The 25,254-nt window shown below is 72.8% G+C and carries 18 protein-coding genes; 8 read left to right on the top strand and 10 right to left on the bottom strand.

Going from position 1 to position 25,254, the window contains the following annotated elements; all coding sequences use genetic code 11:
• Window positions 1–45: 45 nt before the first annotated feature.
• The 8 genes from J2S58_RS03530 to J2S58_RS03495 all read right to left on the bottom strand — a co-directional run bounded on the left by J2S58_RS03530 (window position 46) and on the right by J2S58_RS03495 (window position 13,300).
• A complete protein-coding gene (locus J2S58_RS03530; RefSeq protein ID WP_205256263.1) occupies window positions 46–1,335 on the bottom strand; it encodes a neutral zinc metallopeptidase in 1,290 nt (429 codons plus the stop codon).
• A 29-nt stretch (window positions 1,336–1,364) separates the two neighbouring features.
• Complete coding sequence (glgB, locus tag J2S58_RS03525; protein WP_344470267.1) at window positions 1,365–3,590, bottom strand: 1,4-alpha-glucan branching protein GlgB; 2,226 nt, start codon at window positions 3,588–3,590, stop codon at window positions 1,365–1,367.
• Window positions 3,591–4,432: 842 nt separating this feature from the next.
• Window positions 4,433–5,878: a maltokinase N-terminal cap-like domain-containing protein gene (locus tag J2S58_RS03520; protein WP_205256264.1), complete on the bottom strand. Its 1,446-nt coding sequence runs from the start codon at window positions 5,876–5,878 to the stop codon at window positions 4,433–4,435.
• Window positions 5,875–7,665, bottom strand: coding sequence for a maltose alpha-D-glucosyltransferase (gene treS / locus J2S58_RS03515; protein ID WP_205256265.1), 1,791 nt, complete (start codon window positions 7,663–7,665; stop codon window positions 5,875–5,877). Before treS ends, J2S58_RS03520 begins: the two co-directional genes overlap by 4 nt.
• Window positions 7,666–7,792: 127 nt before the next feature.
• Complete coding sequence (locus J2S58_RS03510; protein WP_205256266.1) at window positions 7,793–9,814, bottom strand: alpha-1,4-glucan--maltose-1-phosphate maltosyltransferase; 2,022 nt, start codon at window positions 9,812–9,814, stop codon at window positions 7,793–7,795.
• Window positions 9,815–9,938: 124 nt separating this feature from the next.
• On the bottom strand, window positions 9,939–11,477 hold the full coding sequence (locus tag J2S58_RS03505) for an MFS transporter (RefSeq protein ID WP_205256267.1): 1,539 nt from the start codon (window positions 11,475–11,477) through the stop codon (window positions 9,939–9,941).
• A gap of 252 nt (window positions 11,478–11,729) precedes the next feature.
• Complete coding sequence (locus J2S58_RS03500; protein ID WP_205256268.1) at window positions 11,730–12,641, bottom strand: 2-hydroxyacid dehydrogenase; 912 nt, start codon at window positions 12,639–12,641, stop codon at window positions 11,730–11,732.
• A gap of 89 nt (window positions 12,642–12,730) precedes the next feature.
• Entirely contained in the window at window positions 12,731–13,300 is a 570-nt protein-coding gene (locus J2S58_RS03495) for a GNAT family N-acetyltransferase (protein WP_240188682.1), read from the bottom strand.
• A gap of 188 nt (window positions 13,301–13,488) precedes the next feature.
• Between J2S58_RS03495 and J2S58_RS03490 the strand changes: the two genes are divergently transcribed.
• From J2S58_RS03490 to J2S58_RS03480, 3 genes are all read left to right on the top strand, one after another.
• Complete coding sequence (locus tag J2S58_RS03490) at window positions 13,489–14,769, top strand: hypothetical protein (RefSeq protein ID WP_306826341.1); 1,281 nt, start codon at window positions 13,489–13,491, stop codon at window positions 14,767–14,769.
• A gap of 148 nt (window positions 14,770–14,917) precedes the next feature.
• Window positions 14,918–16,681 (top strand): hypothetical protein, encoded by a 1,764-nt coding sequence (locus J2S58_RS03485; protein WP_205256271.1) that lies wholly within the window; start codon window positions 14,918–14,920, stop codon window positions 16,679–16,681.
• Window positions 16,682–16,852: 171 nt separating this feature from the next.
• Window positions 16,853–17,701, top strand: coding sequence for an alpha/beta fold hydrolase (locus J2S58_RS03480; RefSeq protein WP_205256272.1), 849 nt, complete (start codon window positions 16,853–16,855; stop codon window positions 17,699–17,701).
• Between the two features lie 10 nt (window positions 17,702–17,711).
• Here the strand turns inward: J2S58_RS03480 and glgX are convergent, their stop codons facing one another.
• Window positions 17,712–20,030 (bottom strand): glycogen debranching protein GlgX, encoded by a 2,319-nt coding sequence (gene glgX / locus J2S58_RS03475; RefSeq protein WP_205256273.1) that lies wholly within the window; start codon window positions 20,028–20,030, stop codon window positions 17,712–17,714.
• Window positions 20,031–20,282: 252 nt separating this feature from the next.
• Here glgX and J2S58_RS03470 point away from each other — a divergent pair, with 252 nt between their 5' ends.
• The gene (locus J2S58_RS03470) at window positions 20,283–21,113 is read left to right on the top strand and encodes an ABC transporter ATP-binding protein (protein WP_306826340.1); all 831 of its coding nucleotides are present in this window, start codon (window positions 20,283–20,285) and stop codon (window positions 21,111–21,113) included.
• A gap of 36 nt (window positions 21,114–21,149) precedes the next feature.
• Window positions 21,150–22,334, top strand: coding sequence for a class I SAM-dependent methyltransferase (locus J2S58_RS03465; protein ID WP_205256275.1), 1,185 nt, complete (start codon window positions 21,150–21,152; stop codon window positions 22,332–22,334).
• A gap of 11 nt (window positions 22,335–22,345) precedes the next feature.
• Here the strand turns inward: J2S58_RS03465 and J2S58_RS03460 are convergent, their stop codons facing one another.
• On the bottom strand, window positions 22,346–22,792 hold the full coding sequence (locus tag J2S58_RS03460; RefSeq protein WP_205256276.1) for a MarR family winged helix-turn-helix transcriptional regulator: 447 nt from the start codon (window positions 22,790–22,792) through the stop codon (window positions 22,346–22,348).
• A gap of 147 nt (window positions 22,793–22,939) precedes the next feature.
• On the opposite strand from J2S58_RS03460, the gene J2S58_RS03455 reads away from it, so the two are divergent.
• From J2S58_RS03455 to priA, 3 genes are read left to right on the top strand one after another with little or no spacing between them, the layout of a single operon-like run.
• On the top strand, window positions 22,940–23,866 hold the full coding sequence (locus tag J2S58_RS03455; RefSeq protein WP_344470265.1) for a DNA-3-methyladenine glycosylase family protein: 927 nt from the start codon (window positions 22,940–22,942) through the stop codon (window positions 23,864–23,866).
• A 49-nt stretch (window positions 23,867–23,915) separates the two neighbouring features.
• Window positions 23,916–24,428 carry a mycothiol transferase gene (locus J2S58_RS03450; RefSeq protein WP_205256278.1) on the top strand — a complete coding sequence of 171 codons (513 nt, stop codon included), beginning with the start codon at window positions 23,916–23,918 and terminating at the stop codon, window positions 24,426–24,428.
• 19 nt (window positions 24,429–24,447) lie between these two features.
• Entirely contained in the window at window positions 24,448–25,185 is a 738-nt protein-coding gene (gene priA, locus J2S58_RS03445) for a bifunctional 1-(5-phosphoribosyl)-5-((5-phosphoribosylamino)methylideneamino)imidazole-4-carboxamide isomerase/phosphoribosylanthranilate isomerase PriA (protein ID WP_306826338.1), read from the top strand.
• Window positions 25,186–25,254: the final 69 nt, after the last annotated feature.

The raw sequence follows: 25,254 nt of genomic DNA, 5'->3' as shown, positions 1-25,254 counted from the left end.
CCCTGTCGGCACGGCCAACCCTCGGTCTCCGTCGGCGGTGGGCGATCAGCCGCAACCGGCTGCCCCGCCGTCCAGTCCGCTCGAGAACGCCTGCAGCTGCGCGTAAGTGGCGTCCGGGCGGCCGCGCAGGTAGTCGATCGCCTGATCGGCCGCGTGCCGGCGGGAGGGCTCGCCGGCCCAGGCGCCCAGCAGGCACGTAGCCCGCGAGGCGTCGTCACCGGTCGCCGCGTCGGCCTGGGCCAGGGCGGTCGCCGCCTGCCGGGCCACCGGTCCCAGCGCATCCACCCCGTCCAGGTCGGCAGCGGTCGTCGGGTCGGTGACGGGTGGGATCAGCCCGGCCGCGGCCAACACTGTGGCCATGTCGGGACCGTCGCCGCCCCCGGGAGCGGAGCTGTCGGACGGGTCCCCTTCGACCGGGTCGCTCGCGGTCGCACCGCCGTCGGGCATGCCCAGGGTGGTCGACGCGAGCACCTGCTCGCCGGTCATCGCGCGGCAGGCCGGCACCCCGGCCCGCACTCCGGTGTCCAGGGCCCGGAACCGGTCGACGGCCGAGCCGTGGGCGGCCCCGGCCCGCGGGTCCGAGCCCGGGGCGTCCCGGAAGTCGAGCAGCGGCGCGATCGCGCGGAGGTCGGACCCGGCGGGGATGTGCACGCGCTCGGTCGCGCCCGCGGTGGCCCGGCCCAGGAAGGCACCGGCGAAGCAGTCGGCCTGGAGCTCGACGAGCAGGGCGGGATCGTCGGGTCCGGTCCAGCCGCCCCGGGCCTGCACCGCGTGCCCGTACTCGTGGGCCAGCGCGACCGCCAGGGCGGCGTCCCCGTAGTGGCCGCGCAGCACGGGGATCAGACCGGCGGAGTCGGCGACGATCGCGTCCTGCTCGGGGCAGAAGAACGCGGTCCCCACCAGGTCGGCGGCTCGCCCGACGCACAGCACCGACCCGTCGGTGGGGGCGGGGTCCACGGCCGCGTACCCCCCGGAGAGGACGTCGTCGCCGGGGCCGTCGGGGAGTCCGGTCGCGAAGTCGTCGAGGTCGGCGAGAACCGCCAGGGCCGTGGTCTCGTCGACGGACCGGTCCGCCGGGGACGGTGCGGACGTGCCCGATCCGTCGACCCGCAGGAACGGCACGTCCGTCACCGTCACCGGGTCGATGCGTTCCGCAGCGACCGGCGCCGGCCCGGCGGCACATCCGGACAGGGCCACACCCACCGACAGCACGCCGACGAGCAGCCGGATCCCCGGCCGCAGGCGCCCCCGGGCCGTCCGACCGCTGACCGCCCGGCCACCGGGAGCGGTCAGGGCGCCGAGCCGACGGCTCGACGCCCTGACCCCCGACCTCACGTCAGGGAGAGACCGGGTCACTCACGACCTCACTGGCTGGACGACTCCGGCACCAGCCACAGCGCCCCCAGCGGCGGGATGGTCAGCGTGGCCGAGGCCGGCTGCCCGTGCGAGGGGTTGTTCGACGCCATGACGGCGCCCATGTTGCCCGCACCCGACCCGCCGTACAGCTCGGAGTCGGTGTTGATGGCCTCGCGCCAGACCCCGGAGAACGGCAGACCGATCCGGTAGCCGCTGTGCGGCATCGGTGCGAAGTTCAGCACGCAGGCCACCACGGACCCGTCCGAGCCCCACCGCAGGTAGGCCAGCACGTTGCCCTCGCGGTCGTTGGCGTCGATCCAGGTGAACCCGTCCGGGGTGAAGTCCTGCGAGTACAGCGCCGGGCTGGCGGTGTACACCCGGTTGAGGTCGCCGACGAGCTGCCGGACGCCCTCGTGGAGCGGGTAGTCGCGCAGCTGCCACGGCACCTGCACGTCCTCGTTCCACTCCCACGGGTTGCCCAGCTCCTGGCCCATGAACAGCAGCTGCTTGCCCGGGTGGGCCCACTGGTGCGCCAGGAACGTGCGGAGGGTGGCCGCCTTCTGCCACTCGTCACCCGGGATCTTGGACCAGAGCGAGCCCTTGCCGTGGACGACCTCGTCGTGGCTGATGGGCAGGACGTACTGCTCGCTGAAGGCGTACATGAACGAGAACGTCATCTCGTTGTGGTGCCAACTGCGGTAGATCGGGTCGCGGCTCACGTAGCCGAGGCTGTCGTGCATCCAGCCCATGTTCCACTTCAGGTGGAACCCGAGACCGCCCAGGTGCGTGGGGCGGGTGACGCCCGGCCAGGCGGTGGACTCCTCGGCGATCATCAGCGCGCCCGGGACGCGCTTGCCCACGGTCGCGTTGGTCTCCTGCAGGAAGGCCACCGCGTCCAGGTTCTCGTTGCCGCCGTAGGCGTTCGGCAGCCACTGGCCCGGCTCGCGCGAGTAGTCCAGGTAGAGCATGGAGGCCACGGCGTCGACCCGCAGGCCGTCGATGTGGAACTCCTCCAGCCAGTACAGGGCGTTCGCGACGAGGAAGTTCCGCACCTCGGTGCGACCGAAGTCGAACACCAGGGTGCCCCAGTCGGGCTGCTCGCCGCGCCGCGGATCCGGGTGCTCGTACAGCGCGGAGCCGTCGAACTTGGCCAGCGCCCACTCGTCCTTGGGGAAGTGCGCCGGCACCCAGTCCATGATCACGCCGTAGCCGGCCTGGTGCAGCCGGTCGACCAGGTACCGGAAATCGTCCGGCGAGCCGAACCGGGCGTCCGGCGCGTAGTACGACGTCACCTGGTAGCCCCAGGACGGGGCGTAGGGGTGACCGGCCAGCGGCAGGAACTCGACGTGGGTGAAGCCGGTCTCGTCGAGGTAGGCGATCAGGCTGTCCGCCGCGTTGCGGTACGTCAGGCCCTCCCGCCAGGAGCCGAAGTGCACCTCGTAGACCGACAGCGGGGAGCTGAGCTGGTCGGTCTCGGCCCGGGTGGACAGCCACTGCTCGTCCGACCAGGTGTAGGACGTCGTGGTGACGACGGACGCGGTGGCCGGGGGCTGCTGCGCGGCGAAGGCCATCGGGTCGGCCTTCTCCCGCCAGATGCCGTCCTGGCCCAGGATCCGGTACTTGTAGAGCGTGCCGTCACCGATACCGGGGACGAAGAGCTCCCACACGCCGGAGGACCCGAGGGAGCGCATCGGGAAGCCGGCACCCGACCAGCCCTCGAAGTCGCCGGTGACGCGGACGCCGCGGGCGTTGGGGGCCCAGACGGCGAACGAGGTGCCGGTGACGGTCCCGCCGGGGGTCTCGTACGACCGGACGTGCGAGCCGAGCACGTCCCACAGCTGTTCGTGCCGGCCCTCGCCGATCAGGTAGATGTCGATCTCGCCGAGGGTCGGCAGCCAGCGGTACGGGTCGTCGACCTCGAACGGGCCGTCCTGCGGGTAGCTGACCCGGATCCGGTAGTCACCGACCGCGCCGGGCACCGTGACGCTGAAGATGCCGCCATGGGTGTGCTCGAACGGGATCTCCTGACCGTCGGTCAGCAGGACGACCTCGGTGGCGTGGTGGCGCAGGGTGCGGACGACGGTGGAGCCGTCGGCCTGCGGGTGCGCGCCGAGCAGGCCGTGCGGGTCGTGGGTCTCGCCGCCCAGGACCTTCTCGTAGTCGTCGGTGGACGGCGCCCAGTCGGCCGGCGGTTCGTTCGCCGGTTCCTCGTCGCCGCCGGCGACGGCGGTCACCCCGCCCGCCTGCCCGTGGTCCTCGGGCAGGTTGCTCTCCGCGAGCGGGGTGGCGACCTCGCCCGTGGACACCGCGGCCGGGGCCTGGGCGGCTGCGTGCACGGGGTCGGTCGCCGGCTCGGTGGCCAGCTCCGCGTCGGTCGGGGTGACCTCGGCGTCCGATGCGTCCGGGTTGACCGATGCGTCCGGGGCCTCGGGGGAGGTCTCGGCCACGGGGGAGTCGGTGGAGGCCTCCGTCCGGGTTCCCGCGCCGGTCCCGGCGATCGGGGTGATGGTCTCCGGCGTGGGCTGCTCGTCGGTCACCGGCGGCTTCTTGGCCCGGCTGGCCCGCGGCTTCGCCGGGGCCTTGGCGGGCTTGTCGGCCGGCTTGTCGGGGGTCACCGCGTCGACGACGACCTCGGCCGCGTGCTCGACGGCGTCGCCGACCGCCTCGGCGGCGTGCTCGACCGCCTCACCGACGGCGGCCAGCACCTTCTTGGCCCGGCTGACCCGCGGCTTGCGGGCCGGCGCGGCGGGAGCGTCGCCGGCGGCTGCCGGAGCCGAGGTGTCGCCACCCGCTGCGGCGGCGGGCTTGCGAGCCCGGGTGGCCCGCGGCTTGGCGGCCGGGGCCGCTGTTTCGGTGCCGGTCCCGTCGGTGTCGACCGGGCCGGAGCCGTCGGACGGGGCCGCCGGGTCGGCCACGGCGGCCTTGCGGGCGCGGGGGGCGCGCGGCTTGGGCGCGGCGGCCGGTTCGGCCGCCGCCCCGTCGACCGCCGGGGCGGCCTTGGCGCGGGAGGCGCGGGGCTTGCGGGCCGGGGTGGCCGGAACGGCGGTGCCGTCCGGGCCGAGATGGGGGGTGTCGGTCATGATTTTCCTCCGGCGTGAACCAGGCGGTTGACCGCCTGGAGTGGAATGGCTTCCCAGCTCGGCCGATGACCGTGCTCGTAGACGACCTCGTAGACGGCCTTCTCCAGTTCGAAGGCCCGCAGGACCGCCCCCGCCTGACGCGGGTCGTACCCCAGGACGGCGGTGTAGCCGTCGCAGAACGCCGTGCTGTTGCGGGCGGTCCACTCGGCCGCCCGGTAGGCGTGCTGGGCGTCCGGTCGGGCCCCGACCAACGGCTGGTGGCCCGCGTAGTCGTACGACCGGAGCATGCCGGCCACGTCCTTGAGCGGGCTGTGCAGGGCGCGGCGGTGCTCCAGGGACTTCGAGGGCTCGCCCTCGAAGTCGATGATCAACCATCCGGTCAGCGTCCGCAGCGTCTGGCCCAGGTGCAGATCGCCGTGGATGCGCTGCAGATTCATCCCGGCGGCGTGCTCGCCGGCCAGGGCGAAGACGTCGAGGATGCCCGGCAGCAGCGGCGCGAGCGACGGCGCCTGTTCGGCGGCGCGGCGGGCCTCGCCGGCCATCGTGTCCAGCGTCCGGCGCAGCTCGGCGTTGTCCGCGGTCTGCGTCCCGAACGCGCCGGCCAGGTCGGCGTGCACGGCGGCGACCGCCTCGCCCAGCCGGTAGGACTCGGCGGCCAGGTCGCCGCCGACCTCGTCGGCCCGCAGGTCACCCTCGGCCATGAGATCGCGGACGGAGGACACCGCCATCGACCAGCCCTCGGCGCTGTTGGCGTAGAAGCGGGTCAGCAGACCCATCGTGGTGTCCTGGCCGTCGAGCGGGCCGGTGATCTCCCCGAGGGGCACGGCCACGTGCGTGGACCCGGCGCGGTGCAGCGCGCGGTGCACCTCGGCGTCGGGGTTGCTGCCCGGTTCCAGGCGGCGGAACACCTTGAGGATGGCCGAGTTGCCGAAGACCACCGAGGTGTTGGACTGCTCGGCCCCGATGACGAAACCGTTGGCCTCGACGTCGATCTCGGCGTCGGGTTCGGGCCGGCAGCGCAGGGGTCCGAGGTCGGTGCCCTGGGCGATGTGCTGCAGCACCAGGGAGGTCACGGCCGGGTTGTGCAGGGCGTCCACCGCCTGCAGACCACCCGCCTCGCCGATGACGGCGGCCAGGTGCGCCTCGGGGCCGTCCGCGCTGTGCCAGCCCACCCACAGCTGGTAGCGCAGCGCGCCGTGGGCGGTGTCCACCTCGATCAGCACCTGCTCCACGTCCAGCGGTCCGCCGGTGGCGGAGGGCAGTGCGCGGGCCAGCACGTTGCGCGCCTGCAGCCCGACCCCGGTCAGGGTCTCGCCCTTGCCGGAGAACCAGCGCTGGGTGGGCAGCCAACCGGTCAGCAGAGCGGCCAACTCGGCGTCGGTGGCGCCCACGGGCGTGGTGCCGCCGGGGGCGGCGGTGTCCTCGCTCCTCGGGCTGCTCATCGGGGTCCTTCCGTCGGGGTGGTGATGTCGAACCAGTAGAAGCCGTGGCCCGGCAGCGTGAGCAGGTAGGGCAGGTCGCCGATCGCGGGGAACGGGGTGCCACCGGTCAGCTCGACCGGCACCGCGCCCGGGTAGGCGCGCAGGTCGAGTTCGACCGGCTGGGGGAAGCGCGACAGGTTGTTGACGCACAGCACGGTGTGCGCCTCCTCGGCCGGGGTGACCTCGGCGCCGTTCTCGTCGAGCACGGCCGGACCGCCGTCGAAGTGGCGGACGTAGGACAGCACCGTCGGGTTCGAGCCGCCCAGATCGGTGAACGAACCGACCGCGAAGGCCGCGTAGTTCCGACGGATCTCGATCATCCGGCGGGTCCAGTGCAGCAGCGAGGCGGTGGAGTTCATCTGCGCCTCGACGTTGACCGTCTGGAATCCGTAGATCGGGTCCATGACGGCCGGCAGGTAGAGCCGGGCCGGGTCGCAGCGCGAGAAGCCGGCGTTGCGGTCGGGCGACCACTGCATCGGGGTACGGACCCCGTCACGGTCACCGAGCCAGATGTTGTCACCCATGCCGATCTCGTCCCCGTAGTACAGGACGGGGGAGCCGGGCAGGCTGAGCAGCATCGCGGTGAACAGCTCGATCTGGTTGCGGTCGCCGTCCAGCAGCGGGGCCAGCCGGCGGCGGATGCCGATGTTGGCCTTCATCCGCGGGTCCTTGGCGTACTCCGCCCACATGTAGTCGCGGTCCTCGTCGCTGACCATCTCCAGGGTCAGCTCGTCGTGGTTCCGCAGGAAGATGCCCCATTGGGCGCTCTCCGGGATGGCCGGGGTCTGGGCCAGGATCTCCGAGATGGGGAAGCGGGACTCGCGGCGGGCGGCCATGAAGATGCGCGGCATGAGCGGGAAGTGGAAGCACATGTGCGCCTCGTCGCCACCGACGGCCGGGTCGCCGAAGTACTCGACGACGTCGGCGGGCCACTGGTTGGCCTCGGCCAGCATGACGGCGTGCGGGTACTCCTGGTCGATCACCGCCCGGCACCGCTTGAGGAACTCGTGCGTCTTGGGGAGGTTCTCGCCGTTGGTGCCCTCCTCCTCGAACAGGTAGGGCACGGCGTCGAGCCGGAACCCGTCCAGTCCGAGGTCCAACCAGAAGCGCAGCGTGTCGATCATCGCCTCGCCGACGGCCGGGTGCTCGAAGTTCAGGTCGGGCTGGTGGGAGAAGAAGCGGTGCCAGAAGTACTGCTTGCGCACGGAGTCGAAGGTCCAGTTGCTCGGCTCGGTGTCGACGAAGATGACCCGGGCGTCGGGGTAGCCGGTGTCGTCGTCGCGCCAGACGTAGAAGTCGCCGTAGGGACCGTCGGGATGCCGTCGGGACTCCTGGAACCAGGGGTGGGCATCACTGGTGTGGTTCATGACCAGGTCGGTGATGACCCGGATGCCGCGGGAGTGGGCGGCGTCGAGCAGGGCGACGAAGTCCTCGACGGTGCCGAACTCCGGCAGCACCTTGCGGTAGTCGGCGATGTCGTAGCCGCCGTCGCGCAGGGGCGACTCGTAGAACGGCGGCAGCCAGAGGCAGTCGACGCCGAGCCACTTGAGGTAGTCGAGCTTGTCGATGAGGCCGCGGAGGTCACCGGTGCCGTCGCCGTTGGAGTCGGCGAAGGCCCGGACGAGGACCTCGTAGAACACGGCGCGCTTGTACCACTCCTTGTCGCCCGCGACGGGCCTGGCGTGGGCGAAGCTGCTGGCGTCGGGTTCGTCCGCCTGCGTGTGGTGCTGCCCGGCGAGCTGGGTCATACGGGGCGGTCCTTCCTGGTGGTCCTGTGGAGGCCGGGCACGACCGGGCCGGGACGGTTGTCGTCGGCCCGGTCGGACCGGGGGAGATCGTTCGTCGTCGAACGGTGGGTCGGCGTTCGCCGGTGGGTCAGCGTCGGACGGTGAGGATGTGGGCGGTGCGCCAGCGCGGGTCCAGCCCGACGGTGTTCCGACTGCCCCACCGGTAGGTCTCGCCGGACAGCTCGTCGAACACCTCGACGACGTCGTCCCAGCCCAGGCCGAGCTCCGGCATGTTCAGCTCGGTCTGACCCCACTGCTGCTCGTGGGAGTCCAGCGTGACCACGACGATGACCGTGTCCCCGGTGGCCGGGTCGCGGCGGGAGTAGCAGAGCAGGTTGTCGTTGCTGATGCCGTGGAACCACAGCCCGGTCAGCGTCTGCAGAGCCGGATGGGCTCGCCGTATCGCGTTCAACCGGGTGACCATCGGCTCCAGGGACTCGCCGCGCGTCAGCGCCCCGGCGTAGTCCCGCGGCTTGAGCTGGTACTTCTCCGATTCGGCGTACTCCTCGCTGCCGGGTCGGACGGCCTCGCCCTCATAGAGCTCGAAGCCGGAGTACATGCCCCAAGTCGGCGACAGGGTCGAGGCCAGGACGGCGCGGATGGCGAACATCGCCGGGCCGCCGTGCTGCAGGGACTCGTGCAGGATGTCCGGCGTGTTCGGGAAGAAGTTGGGCCGCATGTGGTCCGCGGACTCCACCAGCTCGACGGCGTAGTCGATGATGTCCTGCTTCTCGGTGCGCCAGGTGAAGTACGTGTACGACTGCGTGAAGCCCAACCGGCCCAGCTCGTGCATCATCGCCGGCTTGGTGAACGCCTCGGCCAGGAAGATCGCCTGCGGGTGCGTGGCGTGCACCTGCGCGATCAGCCACTCCCAGAAGTCGATCGGCTTGGTGTGCGGGTTGTCGACCCGGAAGATCGTCACGCCGTGGTCGATCCAGAAGCGCACGACGCGCAGCACCTCGGCGTAGAGCCCCTCGGGGTCGTTGTCGAAGTTGAGCGGGTAGATGTCCTGGTACTTCTTGGGCGGGTTCTCCGCGTAGGCGATCGACCCGTCCGGCCGGGTGGTGAACCACTCGGGGTGGGCCGCGACCCACGGGTGGTCGGGGGCGCACTGCAGCGCGAGGTCGAGGGCGATCTCCAGCCCCCGTTCGTTCGCGGCGGCCACGAACGCGTCGAAGTCGTCGATGGTGCCCAGCGCGGGGTGCACGGCGTCGTGCCCGCCGTCCTTGGAGCCGATGGCCCACGGGGAACCGACGTCACGGGGATCGGGGTGCACGGACCCGCCGGGCTCCTGCGCGGTGTTGCGGCCCTTGCGGTTGACCTCGCCGATGGGGTGGATCGGCGGCAGGTAGACCACGTCGAAACCCATGGAGACGATGCGGTCGAGCATGCCGATCGAGTCGCGCAGGGTGCCGTGCCGCAGCGGCAGGCCCTCCTCGTCGATCTCGGAGTCCACCGAACGCGGGAAGAACTCGTACCAGGAGCCGAACTCGGCCAGCGGGGTGTCCACCCACACGGTGAGCGGGTCCGAGTCGGTGATCAGCTCGCGGACGGGGTCGGCGGTGAGCGCCGGCCACACGTCGGGGGACAGGGCCGGGGCGATCCGCTCGATGACCGACAGGTCGGTGTTCCGCAACGCGGCCAGGGCCGCACCGATGGCGCCGGCCGAGGGCTGCGCCGGGCGGGCCAGGATCTGCTCGAGCAGCAGTGCGCCGGTCTCCAGGTCGTTGGCCATCTCGTCGGCACCCTGACCGGCGGCCGACTTGACCTCGACGGCGTGCCGCCAGGTGGCCAGCGGGTCACTCCAGGCCTGCACGACGAAGGTCCACAGCCCCATCCGGTCGGGGGTGACGGTGGTCGAGTACCGGGTGCTCCAGGACGCCTCGCGGGTCATCCGGTTCAGCGGTCCCGTTGTCGTCACCGTCCCGGTCGCACCGTCGGCCGTGTCCGCGGTCGGCGGTGTCCACACCACGTTGGCGGCCACTGCGTCGTGTCCCTCCCGGAACACGGTGGCCGAGATGGTGATCGGTGCCCCCACGACCGCTTTGGCCGGATACCGGCCGCAGTCGACGATGGGCTCGATCTGGTTCAGTCCTATGCGTCCAGCCACGCGGGTCAACCTACCGGGGATGGCCGCACCCGGCGACGGCGCACCACCGACGACAGCACCCCCGGGAGGAATATCCCGGGGGTGCTGTCGTCGGTGGTCGTGCCGGTGCGATCGGACGGGTGGATCAGCCCATGTGGGCGGCGCCGGTCGGGGCCGGGACGTCGTCCTTCTTGGCGTTCACGACCACGAGCGCGATCACCACGGCGGCGATGAACAGGCAGGCGGCCCAGGTGAAGGCCGTGCCGTAGCCGTTCACGGTGGCCTGGGCCAGCAGCGCCTCGGAGGGGGCGCCGCCGGTGGCGCGGGCGGCGATGAAGGAGGACACCGAGGAGTACGCCACGGTCGACAGCAGGGCGGTGCCGAGCGAGCCGCCGATCTGCTGCGTGGTGTTGAAGACCGCGCTGGCCACGCCGGCGTCGTCGTTGCTGATGCCGACCAGGGCGAGGTTGGTCGTCGACATGAAGATGAAGCCCATGCCGAACGCCATCACCAGCATGGCCGGGAAGAGGTGCCCGAAGTAGCTGGTCTGCACGTCGATCGTGGAGAACAGGAACAGGCCGATGGTGCCCAGGGTCGCGCCGATGGCGATGACGTACCGGGCGCCGATGCGGAGCACCAGCTGGGAGCCGACGCCGGCGCCGGCCACGATGCCCGCGCTGAACGGCAGGAAGGCGAAGCCGGTCTCCATCGGGCTGAACATCTTGTAGTCCTGCAGGTACAGCGTCAGGAACAGGAAGACCGAGAACATGCCGGCGCCGACGAGCATGCCGACGAGATAGGCCCCGGCGCGGTTCCGGTTGGTGACGATGCGCATGGGCAGCAGCGGGTTGGTGCTGCGCCGCTCGACGAGGACGAACGCGGCCAGCAGGACGACGGCGGCGACGAGCCAGCCGATGGTCTGCATCGATCCCCAGCCGAGCTGGGTGCCGTCCGGGTTGGTCTGGATCGGCCGGGTGAAGCCCCAGACCAGCGCGGCCAGGCCGGCGGTGGCGAGCAGCGCACCGGGCAGGTCGTAGTGCCCGCGCTCGGTGGTCCTGGACTCCTTGAGGATCCGCGCGCCCATGATGGCGGCGATGACGGCGATCGGGATGTTGACCAGGAAGCACCAGCGCCAGCCGGAGATGGCATCGGTGGACAGGTACTCGGTGAGGAAGCCGCCGAGCAGCAGGCCGATGGCCGCGCCGCCGCCGGCGATGGCACCGAAGACCGCGAACGCCTTGGCCCGCTCCTTGGGGAGCGTGAAGGTGACGGTCAGCAGGGACAACGCGGCCGGGGCCAGCATCGCGGCGAAGACGCCCTGCAGGGCGCGACCGGCGTAGAGCATCCACGCCTCGGAGGCGATGCCGCCGATGATCGAGGCCAGGGCGAACCCGGACAGCGCCAGGATCAGCACCTTCTTGCGGCCCACGTAGTCGGCGATCCGGCCGCCGAGCAGCAGCAGCGCACCGAAGGGCAGGGCGTAGGAGGTGATCACCCACTGGATGTCGGACTGCTGCAGTCCGAGATCAGCTGCGGCGGTGGGCATCGCGACGTTGGTGATGGTCGCGTCCAGCACGACCATCAGCTGCGAGATGCCGATGACGACGAGGGCGATCCACCGCCGCGGGTCCAGGGGTTGGGATTCGGTGGCGGCGGGGGGATCGCCGAGGGCGCGGTCGGACATGGCGGTGCTCCGTGTCAATCGTGGGTGTCGAGCGCAGGGGAACGCGGGAGGTCGGCACGGCCACGGTCGTTGGGGCCACTGCCGGCTGAGCGTACGTCCGTTCGACCGTCCGCGGCCGGGGAATTCATCGCTCGGCCGAACGGGTGGACCCCGGGCGCCGCACCTGCTCTGACCGGTCGTCGGCCGGTCACGATCATCCGAACGCTGCCCGAGGCTCTTCCCGTGCCGACCGCCGCGACGGGTGGGGCAGGGTCAGTACTCGCCCTCGACCACGTTGATCAGCTCTTCTCCCGCCACGTAGCGGCGGATCTGGTCACCGACGAGGGCGAACGCGCGGGGCCCGGCCTGGCTGATGTGGCCGGCCGCGTGCGGGGTGAGGATCAGGCCGGGGGCAGTCCAGAGCGGGTGGCCGGCGGGCAGCGGCTCGGGCTCGACCACGTCCAGCGCGGCCCGCAGTCGGCCGCTGGTCAGCTCGGCCAGCAGGGCGTCGGTGTCCACGATCTTCCCGCGGGAGACGTTCACGAGCAGGGCACCGTCGGCCATCCGGGCCAGGAAGTCGGCGTCGACCATGCCCTCCGAGCCCGGAGTCAGGGGCAGGGTCAGCACGACGACGTCGGCGTCCGGCAGCAGGTCGGGCAGCTCGTCGGTCGCGTGGACACCTTCCCGCGCGCTGTGCGCGACCATGACCGGCTCGGCGTCGAAGGCCCGGAGCCGGCGAGCTGTCTGCTCCCCGAGGTCGCCGGCGCCGACCACCACGACCCGCTTGTCACGCATGTCCTCGCCCTCGACGAGGTCCCACCGGCCCTCGCGTTGCGCGTCCAGGAAGTGCGGCAGCCGCCGCTGGGAGGCGAGCACCAGGGCCAGCACCAGCTCGGCCACGGAGCTGCCGTGCACCCCCCGTGCGTCGCACATGACGACACCATCGGGGATGTGCCCGACCATGTCCTCGACGCCGGCGCTCAGCAGCAGGATCACCTCGAGCTCGGGCATCGCGGCGAACTTGCGGGGGAGCTCGTCGGCGTCCTCCACCTGGGGCACCCAGATCCGGGTGTGACGCAGGTTCTCCGGCTCGTCGCCGTACCCGTCCCAGGCGATCACCTCGACCTCGGCCGGGAGGTCACCGAGCAGGGGAGCGGACGCCGGGTCGGGGATGCACACGATCATGCGGACACGGTAACCGCCGGGCCGGACGCCCCGGGGAGTGTCGCCGGGGGCCGGCCGGACCGGAGCGGGCGCGCACCTGGGTGCTGCCATCAGGGCCTCGGTCGCCTCAGGGGTGTCGACCGGGCGCGGGCGAAGCCGAGGGAGCGGTACGGGTGCTCCGCCGCCGGGGTGGCGTGGATGTCGGTGATCTCCGCGCCCGCTCCGTCCAGCCACTGCACGGCCGCGGTGACCACCGCCCTGGCCAGTCCGCGGCCACGGTGGTCCGGTTCCACGAACACGGAGGACATGCTCCCGGACAGGCCGGTGGCGAACCCGGGACCGGGGAGACGTCGGTCCAGGGTGGCCACTGCGCAGGCGGTCACGGTTTCGCCGGACGCCGCGTCGATCACGAACGCCGCAGCATCACCGGTGGTCAGCGGTCGGGGGTCGGGCGGGAGCCCTCCCCGGTGGTGTCGACACCCCGCGCAGCGGTGGACGGGGGTGGCTGCCGCGGGGTCGGCGGCTGCGGCCCCATCATCGCTCCCGGAGCGGACCTCCGCCGGTGCGCCGGCGCGTGGTCCGTGCGGTGGTCCGAACGGTGACGAGGATGGTCGTCGGTGACCTGAGGTGGGGGAGGCGCATCCCGCGAGGGGCCCGTCGGATGGGTCTGCACCGCACATGTCATCCCTCCGGGGGTCATGTCCGCCCCTCTGCACCGAATGGTGACCGGCCGTACTCGGGAGGCCACCGCCACGGGCGATGACGGAGCCACGAGCCCGGTTGTACCGTGGACGGAGGGCGGACGGTCCTCGCCGGCGCCCCCTGCACGTCGGCTCTGCGAACTGCTCAGAGAGGGGAGGCGGCTCCGATGACGACATCCGGACCGGCTGTCTCCCTGCATGTCCCGGGTCCTCGATCGGTGTTCCGGACGCTGATGGTCCGCGCCCTGGTCGTCTCCGGGCTGGCGTTCCTCGCTCTCGTGCTGGGCGCGGTGCTGACCGACGCGCAGGCCGGCGCCGCAGCCCCTCCGGCCGGTGTGTCCGCTGCTGCCGCCGCCGGTGGCTCCCTGGTCGGCGAACTGGGAGATCTGGCCGCCGACGGGGTGGCGCCGGTGGCCGAGGCTGTCGCGCCGGTCGTGCAGCAGGCCGCGCCGGTGGTCGAGGCGGTGACCGACCCGGTCGCCGCAGTCGTCGCGCCCGTCGTTCCGCAGGTCGCGCCGGTGGTCGAACGCGCCGCCGCGCCGGTGGCGCCCGTGGCTCAGCAGGCCGCACCCGTCGTCGAGCAGGTCCTCGCCCCCGTCGCGCCCGTCGTCGAGCAGGTGGCTCCGGTGGTCCGGCAGACTGCCGCACCGGTGGTCGCGCCGGTGGCCGAGATCGTTCGTCCCGCAGTGGATGTGGTCGTTCCCGTCGTCGCGCCCGTGACCGAGATGGTCGAGCCCATCGTCGACGTCGTCGTTCCGGTGGTCGAGCCGGTCGTCGATGTGGTCGCCCCGGTCACCGATGTGGTCGTTCCGGTGGTCGAACCGGTCACCGATGTGGTCGCCCCGGTCGTCGACGTGGTCGAGCCCGCGACCGAGGTCGTCGCCCCGGCTGTGGAGTCCTTCGTCGCCCCGGCCGGTTCGGGTCTCTCGTCGGCCCCTGCGGTCGGCGAGGATGTCGTTCCCGCCGGGGTGGTCGCGGGTGCCGGTCTGCCGGGTGCCGCCACTGCTGTTCTCGCGGGCGGAGCCGCCGACGACGCGATCGCGTCCACCGTGGCGTTCCGTACCGGGCCGATGGTCGTCCCGGCCACCGATCAGGCCGTGGCCGCCGCTGCGCTGACCCTGGGCGCGCCCCGGTCCGTGTCCTTCTCCCCGGACGTCCCGGTCGTGCCGGAACCGGCCGGCGCCGCGGTGGCGCCGGCCGCCTCGAGCCCCGCCGTCGTGGCGAACGCCGATCTGTCCGTCCGGTCGACCCCCTGGGGTGACCCTGCCGCCGCAGCCGTGGGCGGGTGTGCCACCAGTGGCCTCGCCGGCGCTTCCTCGTCCGGGTCCGCCGCGGCGGTCACCGCCGACGCGGACCTGCACGCCCCGACCGGCACCTCGCTGGCCGCGCACACCGACCACCGGCGGGACACCGCCCGCGCGTACCGCCCCTCGTTCTCCCCCGACTGACCCACTCCCCGGAGCCCGACCGCGCCCCGACCCGCCTTTCGCAGGGTCCACGCCGGTCGGTCATTTACTGTCCTCCGCACCCCACACACCCCCGTGTCGTGGACGGCACCCCGTGTCACCCATCCGCACCCTCCACGGGAGTTCCCTCATGTCTTCGTTCCGCTCGTCCCCCCACGGCGCACACCGCGCCGCCCTCACCCGCACCCTGCACCTCAGCGCCCTCACCGGCGGCCTGCTCTTCCTGGGCACCGGCCTGGCCTCGGCCACCGACACCGGACCGTCGTCGTCGGACACCACCCTCACCGCCGACGTCTCCGCCGCGGCGTCCGCCGACGTCACGATCGGGCACGACCCCGCCCTGATCCAGGCCTCGCTCGGCGTCGAGGCCGATGCCTCGGTCGGGGTGCTCGACCCCGGTACCGCCGACGACACCGACGCACTGCTCGACGTGCCGGTCACCGTGTCCGACGTCGACATCGACGTCCTGTCCGACGGCCAGGACGCTGCCCCCGCACCGGCGCCAGTTCCCGAGGATGCTGCCGATGAGCCGGCGCTGATCGACGTGCCGGTCACCGTGATCTACGTCGACGTCGACGTCCTGAACGGCGGTCAGGACGATGCGCCTGCGCCTGCTGACGATGGGCCGGCGGTGGTCGACGTGCCGGTCACCGTGACCGACGTGGACATCGACGTCCTCACCGGCGGCCAGAACGAGGCACCGGCACCGGCTCCCCAACCCGCTCCTGCCCCCGCGGCGGACGACGAGCCCGCAGTGGTGACCGTCCCGGTCACCGTGTGCGGTATCGGGATCGGCGTGCTCGACGACGCCACCGGCACCTGCAGCGCCCCCGCCGACAACGGCGGTGGCACGCTCGTCGACATCCCGGTCACGGTCTGCGGTGTGGGCGTGGGCGTCCTGGGCGACGCCGACGGCACCTGCACCAGCCCCGCCGGCACCACACCCGGCGCCTCCGGCAGCAACCCGGTCGTCACCGTCCCGGTGACGGTCTGCGGCATCGGCGCGGGCGTCCTCGGTGACGCCGACACCACCTGCACCACCCCGGCCGACAACAACGGCGGTTCGGTCGTCGACGTCCCGGTGACGGTGTGTGGGATCAGCGCAGGGGTTCTCGGTGACGCCGACACCACCTGCACCACCCCCGCCGACACCACCGGCGGAACCGGAACCGGCACGCCCGGCACCGCCCCGGTCGTCACGGTCCCGGTGACCGTCTGCGGCATCGGCGCGGGCGTCCTCGGTGACGCCGACACCACCTGCACCACTCCGGCCGACAACGGCGGCGGTTCGGTCATCACCGTCCCGGTGACCGTCTGCGGCATCGGCGCCGGGGTCCTCGGCGATGTCGACACCACCTGCACCACGCCGGGCGGAACCGGCGCCGGCACCACCCCCGGCAACCCCGGCACCCCGGTCATCGACGTCCCGGTGACCGTCTGCGGCATCGGCATCGGGCTGCCCGGCGACGCCGACGGCACCTGCAGCACCCCGACCACCCCGACCACCCCGACCACCCCGACCACCCCGACCGAGTCCACCCACCCGACCCCGGTCGACCCCACCGACACGCCCATCGTCGAGGTCACCGACCCCGAGATCACCACTCCCCAGATCACCACCCCGGCCCTGCCCGTCCTCGTCCGCACCGGCGGACCCGGCCTGGGCGGCGGAATCCTCCGCTCCGCCCCGGCGCCAGCCCCGGCCATGACCACCACCATGACCACCAGCCCGAACCGCACCCCGGCCGTCGCCGGGGAGCAGACCATCGCCCGCACCACCCAGGGATCCCTGGCCTCCACCGGGTTCGGTCTCGGCGGGGCCGTGCCGGCCGCGCTGCTGCTCGTCCTGGTCGGTCTCGCCCTCACCATCCGGAGGCGCCCGCGCATCCACTGATCCCCACATTGCCGTCGTGCCGCGCATCCACCCCCGGGTGGGTGCGCGGCACCTCGGCATACGCCCCGGCCGCGGATCCCGCCGGATCCCCGGGGACCGATGAATCCGGCCGGCCGGCCGGGTCGACCCCGGGTGCCGGGGCCCCACCACGCCTCGGCCGGGAGGAGTGCTGTGATCGACGTCGACACCCGCCAGGTCGCCCTGCCCGACGGAGGCAGGCTGGTCTGCCATCTCGTCCCGCCGGACCCGGACGGTCCGACCACCGGTCTCACCGTCGTCTGGCACCACGGGTCTCCGCAGACGGGAGCGCCTCTGGAGCCCGTGGTGCAGGCGGCCCGGGCCCGAGGGATCCGACTGGTCAGCTACGGCCGCCCGTCGTACGGCGGGTCCACGCCGCGTCCCGGTCGTGATGTCGCCTCGGCCGCATCGGACGTGGGACACATCGCCGACAGCCTGGGCCTCGGGAGGTTCGCGGTGATGGGAGCTTCCGGTGGGGGACCGCACGCGCTGGCCTGCGCCGCCCTGCTCCCCGGTCGGATCACCGGCGTGGTGACCCTGGCCGGTCTGTGCCCACCGCAGGCCCTCCGGGACTGGACGGCCGGGATGGTGGCGCCCGGCGGGTTGGTCGCGGCCGCGCAGGGGCGTTCCGCCCGGTCCACGTTCGCCGAGACGGACGAGTTCGACGAAGCCAGTTTCGTGGACGCCGACTACGCCGCCCTGGCCGGACCGTGGGCTGAGCTCGGCCGCGATGTCGGCCTGGCCGACCAGGACGGTCCGGACGGCCTGATCGACGACGACGTCGCGTTCGCCGCGCCGTGGGGGTTCGACCTCCGCGACGTGCGGGCGCCCGTCCTGGTCGTGCAGGGGGAGCGCGACCGGGTGGTGCCGGCGTCGCACGCACGGGCCCTGGTGGACGGCTGCCCGGACGCACAACTGTGGCTGCGTCCCGCCGATGGTCACATCTCGGTGCTGGCGGCCGTCCCGGTGACGCTGGACTGGCTGCTCGACCTGCCCCGGTGACCCGGTCCGGTCAGCCGGCGGCGGGGAGAGCGGCCGGCTCCGTCGCGTCGGAAACCGCCGGCCCGTCGAACGGCGGGACGCTCCCGTCCCGGTTCGCCTGCAGCAGCCACAGGGTCCGCCCCGGCACGGTCAGCTCCACCCCCGGTGTGAGTGGGGTGGTGTCGGCCGGGGCGCCGTCGACGGTGTCGGTGTCGACGACCGGCGTGTAGCAGTCGGCGTACGGGGTGCCGGGCAGGCGGACGGTGAGCGGATCGGGCCCGGCGTGCAGCAGCAGCAGCCACGAGCGGTCGATCAACGGTTCGCCCATCGCGGAATGGCCGCGGACGTCCCGGCCGTCGATCCACATCAGCAGGGTCTGCCGGGAGCCGTCGAACCAGTCGTTCATGCTCATCTGTGCGCCGGACTCGGTGAACCACACCAGGTCGGCGATCCCGTCGCCACCGATGGGCGCCCGACCCTCGAAGAACTCGCCCTGGTGCAGGGCCGGGGCATCCTGCCGCACGCGCAGGGTGCGGCGCACGAAGGCGAGCATGCTGGCCTGCGCGGTCGGCGGCTGCGGCGAGTCCTCGCTCTCGACGCCGACGGTGTCCCCGGCGCCGTCGGTCAGCCCGGCCAGGCCCGACCAGTCCAGCCAACCGATCTCGTTGTCCTGGCAGTAGGCGTTGTTGTTGCCGCCCTGGGTCCGCCACATCTCGTCGCCCATGACGATCATCGGCGTCCCGGTGGAGAGGATCATCGTGCCGGCCAGGTTGCGGGCCTGGCGCAGCCGGCGGGCCTGGATGGCGGGGTCGTCCGTCTCGCCCTCGGCGCCGTTGTTGCCGGACCGGTTGTTGTCGGTCCCGTCGCGGTTGTTCTCCCCGTTCGCCTCGTTGTGTTTGTGGTCGTAGGAGACCAGATCGCGTAGGGTGAAACCGTCGTGCGCGGTGACGAAGTTGATCGAGGCCCAGGGTCGGCGGGTGGCGCCGTACAGGTCGGAGGATCCGGAGAGCCGGTAGGCCAGGTCGCGCACACCGGGCGCGCCCCGCCAGAAGTCGCGGGTGCTGTCGCGGAAGCGGTCGTTCCACTCGCACCACTCGGTGCCGAACCGGCCGACCGCGTACCCCTCGCCGGTGGCGTCCCACGGCTCGGCGATCAGCTTGAGGGTGGAGAGCACCGGGTCGGTGGCGATCGCGGTGAGCAACGCCGAGCCGGCGTCGAAGGGTCCGCCGTGCGGCCGCCCGTGCACCGAGGCCAGGTCGAAACGGAACCCGTCCACCCCGAGGTCCTGGGCCCAGTAGCGCAGGGAGTCGGTGACCATCCGGGTCACCGGCACCGAGCCCGGGTCCAGGGTGCGTCCGCAGCCGGTGATGTCGTGCCCGTCGGGCAGGTAGTAGGACCGCGGTGAGAAGCCCGACCAGGACAGGGCCGCGGTCTTCCCGGGCCCGCCCTCGCAGGTGTGGTTGTAGACGACGTCCAGCACGACCTCGATTCCGGCCTCGTGCAGCGTGTCCACCATCCAGACGAACTCCTCGAGCTCGCGCCCCGGCACGGCGGCGTACGAGGGGTGCGGGGCGAAGTAGCCGAGGGTGGAGTAGCCCCAGTAGTTCGCCCTGCCGGCCGCCAGCAGGTCCGGCTCGGTGGCATGGGCGTGCACCGGGAGCAGTTCCAGGGTGGTGACCTGCAGAGCCAGCAGGTGGTCGATCACCGCCGGATGGCACACCCCGCGGAACGTGCCCCGCAGGCGTTCCGGGACGTCGGGATGCAGGTTCGTCAACCCGGCCACGTGCGCCTCGTAGAGCACGGTGAGCCCCCAGGGCACGCGGGGGCGGGAGGACACCGATCGGATCGGGCGGGTGACCACACCCAGCGGAGCGCGACCGGCGGTGTCGACCCCGGGCGTGCACGCGGCGTCCACGTCGTAGTCGGTGGTGTCCACCCGCCGGGCGTAGGGATCGAGCAGCAGCTTGGACGGGTCGCCCGCCGCGACCCGGTAGCCGTACCGCTGGCCGTGGGTGATGCCGGGGACGAAGGTGTGCCAGATGCCGTAGGTGCGTTCCTCCATGGCCAGCCGGCGTTCGTTGCCCTGCTCGTCGACCAGGCACAGCTCCACGCCGTCGCCGTGCTGATCGGGGTCGGCCAGGATGGCGAAGTTGGTGCCGGAATCCTGCACCGTGGCCCCCAACGGCAGCGGCCGGCCGGGGAAGGGACTGGATCCGATGCGACGCACGGCCGCCGGGTTGGCCGCGCCCGGCACTGCGCCTGCCTCGTCACCCCAGGGCGCGGAGGGTCCGCCCAGGGGGGTGAAGGACCCGGCGTAGGCATGCTGAACTCGGGGAACGCGACGCGGCATCGCCGGATCATGTCCCATTCGGGGGCATCTGCGAACCCCGCCCCCCTGATCGTGGTGGCCCAGGCGCGCCGGACCGACCATGGTCCACCCGGTCCAGTGCGACCACGGAGGCCCGCTCACGCTCAGTGATCAGGCGAGCACCCTCGTACGCGGAGAGTCAGCGACCCCGGGAGCAAGGGACGCCCCGGTCGGCCCACGTGGGCGGCGGCCGGCGGGGTCCGGTGCAAAATGGCCCACGTGACCGCGACGGGTGTGACCTCTGCCAGCCGGATTCCCCGACCTTCCCTCGTCCCCGGGCCGGAGTCGGTCGTCCATCTGCTGCAGGCCACCGTGCGCCGCGGCGAGGCCGTCCTGCTCGACGCGGTGAACTGGGACGTGCAGGCCGACGAGCGGTGGGTGGTGCTGGGTCCGAACGGCGCCGGGAAGACCACCCTGCTCCAGCTCGCGGCGGCTGCCCTGCACCCCACCTCCGGCCGCGTGCACGTGCTGGGCGAGCGGCTCGGCGCGGTCGACGTGAACCAGATCCGACCCCGCATCGGGGTGTCCTCCGCCGCCCTGGCGTCGCGGGTGGACCCCACCGAGAAGGTGCGCGACGTCGTCGTCTCCGCCGGGTACGGCGTGCTCGGCCGGTGGCGCGAGGAGTACGACGCCCTGGACTTCGCCCGCGCGCAGGAGCTGATGGACGCGATGGGCGTGGCCGCGCTCGGTGACCGCACCTACGGCACCCTCTCGGAGGGGGAGCGCAAGCGGACCCTCGCCGCTCGCGCGTTGATGGCCGACCCTGAGTTGCTACTGCTCGACGAGCCCACCGCCGGGCTCGATCTGGGGGGCCGCGAGGATCTGCTGGCCCGGCTGTCCCGGTTGGCCGTCGACCCGTCCGGCCCGACCACCATCCTGGTCACCCACCACGTCGAGGAGATCCCGCTGGACTTCAGCCATGTGATGCTGATGAAGGCGGGCCGGGTGGTCGCCGCCGGCCCGATCGAGCGGGCGCTCACCGAGGAGACGTTGGCCGAGACCTTCGGCATGACGCTGCGACTCGACCGCCAGGACGGCCGGTACTTCGCCTACGCCGCCCGCTGATCCCGGCGCGACCGTCGGCTCCCGGCGAGATCCTCCATGTCGTACGACTTCTCGCTCGACGACGTCGCCTTCCTGACCGGTCCGGCCGGCGAGCGTGCGATGGTCGGGGCACGGGATCTGCCGCTGACCGACGCGACCCTGATCGCCGATCTGTCCCGGCTCCGGCGTGATGTCGGCGAGCGTGCGGCGCCGGTGGCCGAGACGATCCGCCTGCGCCGGAGGGCGCAGCTCAAGCTCGGTGACCTCGCGGCCGACTGGCTGTTCACCGACGAGGCCCTGCAGCAGGCCAGCCCGCTCCCGGTGGCCCGGCACCGCGCCGACCGTCTCGCCGGCGTGCCCGTCCACGACGTGACCTGCTCGATCGGCACGGAACTCATCACCCTCGCCGCCACGAGTCCGGTGGTGGTCGGATCCGACGTGGACCCCGTCCGTCTGGCCATGGCCCGGCACAACCTCGACCGCACCTCGGGGGCCGAGGGTGTCCTGCTGGTGCGTGCGGACGCCCGCACCCGCACCACCCGCGGTCTGCTGCCGTACGCCGACCCGGGCCGGCGCGGCGGCGGCCGCCGCATCACCACCGTCGACACCCTTCCGCCGGTGGCGGATCTGGAGGCGGCCTGGACGGGTCGGCCGCCGGTGCTGCGGCTCCCGCCGGGGGTCGACTACGACGCGCTGGACCGCCCCGGCGAGGTCGAGGTGGTCTCGCTCGACGGGGCGGTGCGCGAGGCGGTGCTGTGGCCGGTCGAACTGGCCACCGTCCGCCGGCGGGCCAGCGTGCTCACCAGCGACGGCCCCGGCTGGCAGATCGACACCGACGAGCCGGACGACGTCCCGGTGGGCCCGCCGGGACGCTGGATCGTCGACCCCGACGGCGCCGTCGTGCGGGCACACCTGGTGCGGCACTACGCCTTCCGTCACGGACTGTGGCAGCTCGACTCGCATCTGGCCTATCTCACGGGGAACACCCCGCCGCCGGGCACCCGCGCGTTCGAGGTGCTGGACACCGCTCCGTTCACCGAACGCACGGTGGCCGGTTGGTGCCGACGGGACGGCGTCGGCACCCTGGAGATCAAGCAGCGCGGCACCGCGGTCGTCCCCGACGCGCTGCGCGTCCGGCTCCGGCCCGCGCTGAAGGGGCCGACGACGACCGCCGCCACCCTCGTCGTCGCCCGGGTCGGCCGCAGCACCCAGGCCTACTGGTGCCGGGCCCACGCCGCCTGACCCACCTCGGATCAGGCCGGCTCGGCCAGGTTGTCGCGGAACATCCGGAGAACTTCGAGCAGGATGCGCTGCCGCTCCGCGGTGAGCCCCGCGCACATCCGCTCCTGGACCTCGCGGACCGCAGAACTGGCTTCGCACAGTCGGTCCCGCCCCGCATCGGTGAGTGCGGCCGGCAGTTCGCGGCCGCGGGCGGCGGTGGCGGGACGGGTGACCAGGCCGTCGCGTTCCAGTCCCTGCAACACCACGTTCATCGACTGCCGGGTGACGAACGTGCCCCGGGCCAGCTCGGCGTTGGACTGGGCCGGCCGTTGCCCGAGCAGCTCCAGGCAGGAGTACTGGGGGGTGCTCAGCTGCAGCGGCCGGAGCGCGGCGTCCATCGCGTTCCGCAGGGCCACCGCGGACTCCTTGAGGACGTACCCCACCGCGTCCTCCACCGGGCCGAGCTGCTCTTGCATCATGTCAGAAGTCTGACATACGGTGTCGGAAGTCAATACCCTGACATGCAGACGACCTCCCGGAGGAACCCCGTGACCGTCACCCGACCCGATCTCGTCGCCGTCACGATTCCAGGGCCGGTCGTGACCGGTATCCCCGTGATCCTGCGGATGCGGGCCCGCGGGCCGTTCTCGCTGGGCGCCGCCGCACGCTTCTCCGAGGAGTTCCCGGCCGGCCAGGGCGGTGGTGACGAGCCGCGCCTGGATCTCGCCTTCCCGGCGGACCGCGGCGGGTCGGCCGTGGGGGTGCGGGTCACCCAGGACGGCGCTGACGTCATCGCCCGGGTGGTCGCCGACCCGGGCGGGGTGTCGCCGGCGGACGTCCGCGGGCAGGTCGAACGGATCCTCGCCCTGGACGTCGACGGCACCGGTTTCCTCGCCGTCGGTGAGCACGACCCCGTGGTGGGGGAGCTGCAGCGACGTCGCCCGGGTCTCCGGCCGGTGCAGTTCCACAGTCCGTACGAGGCCGCGGCATGGGCGATCATCGGGCAGCGCATCCGGATGACCCAGGCCGCGGTGATCCGGACCAGGATCGCCGAACGACTCGGCGAGACGATGGACTTCGGCGACCGGACGCTGCCGGCCTTCCCGGCGCCCGGCCGGCTCGCGGAGCTGGGGGAGTTCCCCGGACTGACCGGCCGCAAGATCGACCAGCTCCGGGCCCTGGGTCGGGCCGCCGACGAGGGTCTGCTGGATGCCGCGGAACTCCGCGCCCTGCCGGTGGAGGAAGCCCTGACGCATCTGCGGGCTCTGCCGGGCGTCGGCCCGTTCTCCGCCGAACTCGTCCTGCTCCGCGGCGCCGGGCACCCCGATGTCTTCCCGGCCCACGAGAAGCGCCTGCACCGCGCCATGGCCGCGCTCTACGACCTGGGTGAGGACCCGAGCCTGGACGCGCTGCGTGCCGTCGCGGACGGTTGGCGGCCGTACCGCACCTGGACGGCGCTGCTGCTGCGCGTGTGGTTGGAGGACCAGACCCACGAGATCGCGACCGGGCGGCGGGTGATGGACCTGCCGGACCGGGTCGACCCCGACCGCTGAACCGGCCCCGGCACGCCTGTCCGGCGCGGTGCAGGTGCAGGATCGAGCCGTGACCACCACCGCAGAGCTGCTGACCGACGCCTTCGGGCGCGTCCACTCCACCGTGCACGCCGTGCTGAGCGGCGTCGAGCCCGAGGTGCTGACCTACCGGCCGGACCCGGCGGCCAACACCGTCGGCTGGCTGGTCTGGCATCTCACCCGGGTGCAGGACGACCACATCGCCGGGGTGGCCGGCCACGAGCAGGTGTGGACCGCGGACGGGTGGGCGACCCGGTTCGCGTTGCCGTTCGACGACGACGCCATCGGTTACGGCCAGGACGCCGACGAGGTGGCTGCCGTCCGACCGTCGGCGGACCTGCTGCTGGGCTACCTCGACGCCGTCCACGAGCGCACCACCGCCTACCTGGCCACGCTGACCGACGCCGACCTCGACCGCGTCGTCGACGAGGCCTGGGACCCGCCGGTGACCCTGGCCGTCCGGCTGGTCAGCGTGCTGAACGACGATCTGCAGCACGCAGGCCAGGCCGCGTACGTCCGGGGTGTCGCCGACCGGGTGGGCTGAGCCCGTAGGGTTGTCGCCCGTGACCGACTCCAGACTGGAACTCCTGCCCGCCGTCGACGTCGCGGACGGCCAAGCCGTCCGGCTGGTGCAGGGCCGGGCCGGCACCGAGACCACCTACGGCTCTCCGCTGGACGCCGCGTTGGCCTGGCAGCGGGACGGCGCCGAGTGGATCCACCTGGTCGACCTGGACGCGGCCTTCGGACGTGGGTCCAACGCCGAGCTGCTCGCCGAGGTCGTCCGCACCCTGGACGTCCGGGTGGAGCTGTCCGGCGGCATCCGTGACGACGCCTCCCTGGAGGCCGCGCTGGCCACCGGGTGCACGCGGGTGAACATCGGCACCGCGGCCCTCGAGCAGCCGGAGTGGTGTGCACGGATCATCGAGAAGTACGGCGACAAGGTCGCTGTCGGGTTGGACGTGCGCGGCAGCACGCTCGCCGCCCGGGGCTGGACGCAGGACGGCGGCGACCTCTGGGATGTCCTCGGCCGGCTCGACGAGCAGGGTTGCTCCCGGTACGTCGTCACCGACGTCACCAAGGACGGCACCCTGCGCGGCCCGAACCTCGAGCTGCTCGCCCAGGTGTGCGCGGTGACGACGGCCCCGGTGGTCGCCTCCGGTGGGGTGTCCAGCCTGGACGATCTCGTCGCACTGGCCGGGCTCACCGATGCCGGCGTCGAGGGCGCCATCGTCGGCAAGGCGCTCTACGCCGGGGCGTTCACCCTGCCCGAGGCACTGCGCGCGGTCGCCGACGTCGGCTGAGTCGGGCCCGCCGGCGGGCCGGGGTGACCGTGGGGATGCCCGGGTCGTGACATCGTCAGGGTTCGGGCG

It is taken from the genome of Nakamurella flavida (assembly GCF_030811475.1).
Taxonomy (GTDB): domain Bacteria; phylum Actinomycetota; class Actinomycetes; order Mycobacteriales; family Nakamurellaceae; genus Nakamurella; species Nakamurella flavida.
This window is presented reverse-complemented; position numbering and strand designations above follow the sequence as displayed.

Bases quoted from the DNA above. Each gene is read 5' to 3' on its own strand.
- J2S58_RS03465 (WP_205256275.1), top strand. From the start codon at position 21,150: ATGTCGTACGACTTCTCGCTCGACGACGTCGCCTTCCTGACCGGTCCG.
- treS (WP_205256265.1), bottom strand. From the start codon at position 7,665: ATGACCCAGCTCGCCGGGCAGCACCACACGCAGGCGGACGAACCCGAC.
- J2S58_RS03520 (WP_205256264.1), bottom strand. From the start codon at position 5,878: ATGAGCAGCCCGAGGAGCGAGGACACCGCCGCCCCCGGCGGCACCACG.
- J2S58_RS03455 (WP_344470265.1), top strand. From the start codon at position 22,940: ATGCGGGCCCGCGGGCCGTTCTCGCTGGGCGCCGCCGCACGCTTCTCC.
- J2S58_RS03505 (WP_205256267.1), bottom strand. From the start codon at position 11,477: ATGTCCGACCGCGCCCTCGGCGATCCCCCCGCCGCCACCGAATCCCAA.
- J2S58_RS03495 (WP_240188682.1), bottom strand. From the start codon at position 13,300: ATGTGCGGTGCAGACCCATCCGACGGGCCCCTCGCGGGATGCGCCTCC.
- J2S58_RS03460 (WP_205256276.1), bottom strand. From the start codon at position 22,792: ATGATGCAAGAGCAGCTCGGCCCGGTGGAGGACGCGGTGGGGTACGTC.
- glgX (WP_205256273.1), bottom strand. From the start codon at position 20,030: ATGCCGCGTCGCGTTCCCCGAGTTCAGCATGCCTACGCCGGGTCCTTC.
- J2S58_RS03490 (WP_306826341.1), top strand. From the start codon at position 13,489: ATGACGACATCCGGACCGGCTGTCTCCCTGCATGTCCCGGGTCCTCGA.
- J2S58_RS03500 (WP_205256268.1), bottom strand. From the start codon at position 12,641: ATGATCGTGTGCATCCCCGACCCGGCGTCCGCTCCCCTGCTCGGTGAC.
- J2S58_RS03485 (WP_205256271.1), top strand. From the start codon at position 14,918: ATGTCTTCGTTCCGCTCGTCCCCCCACGGCGCACACCGCGCCGCCCTC.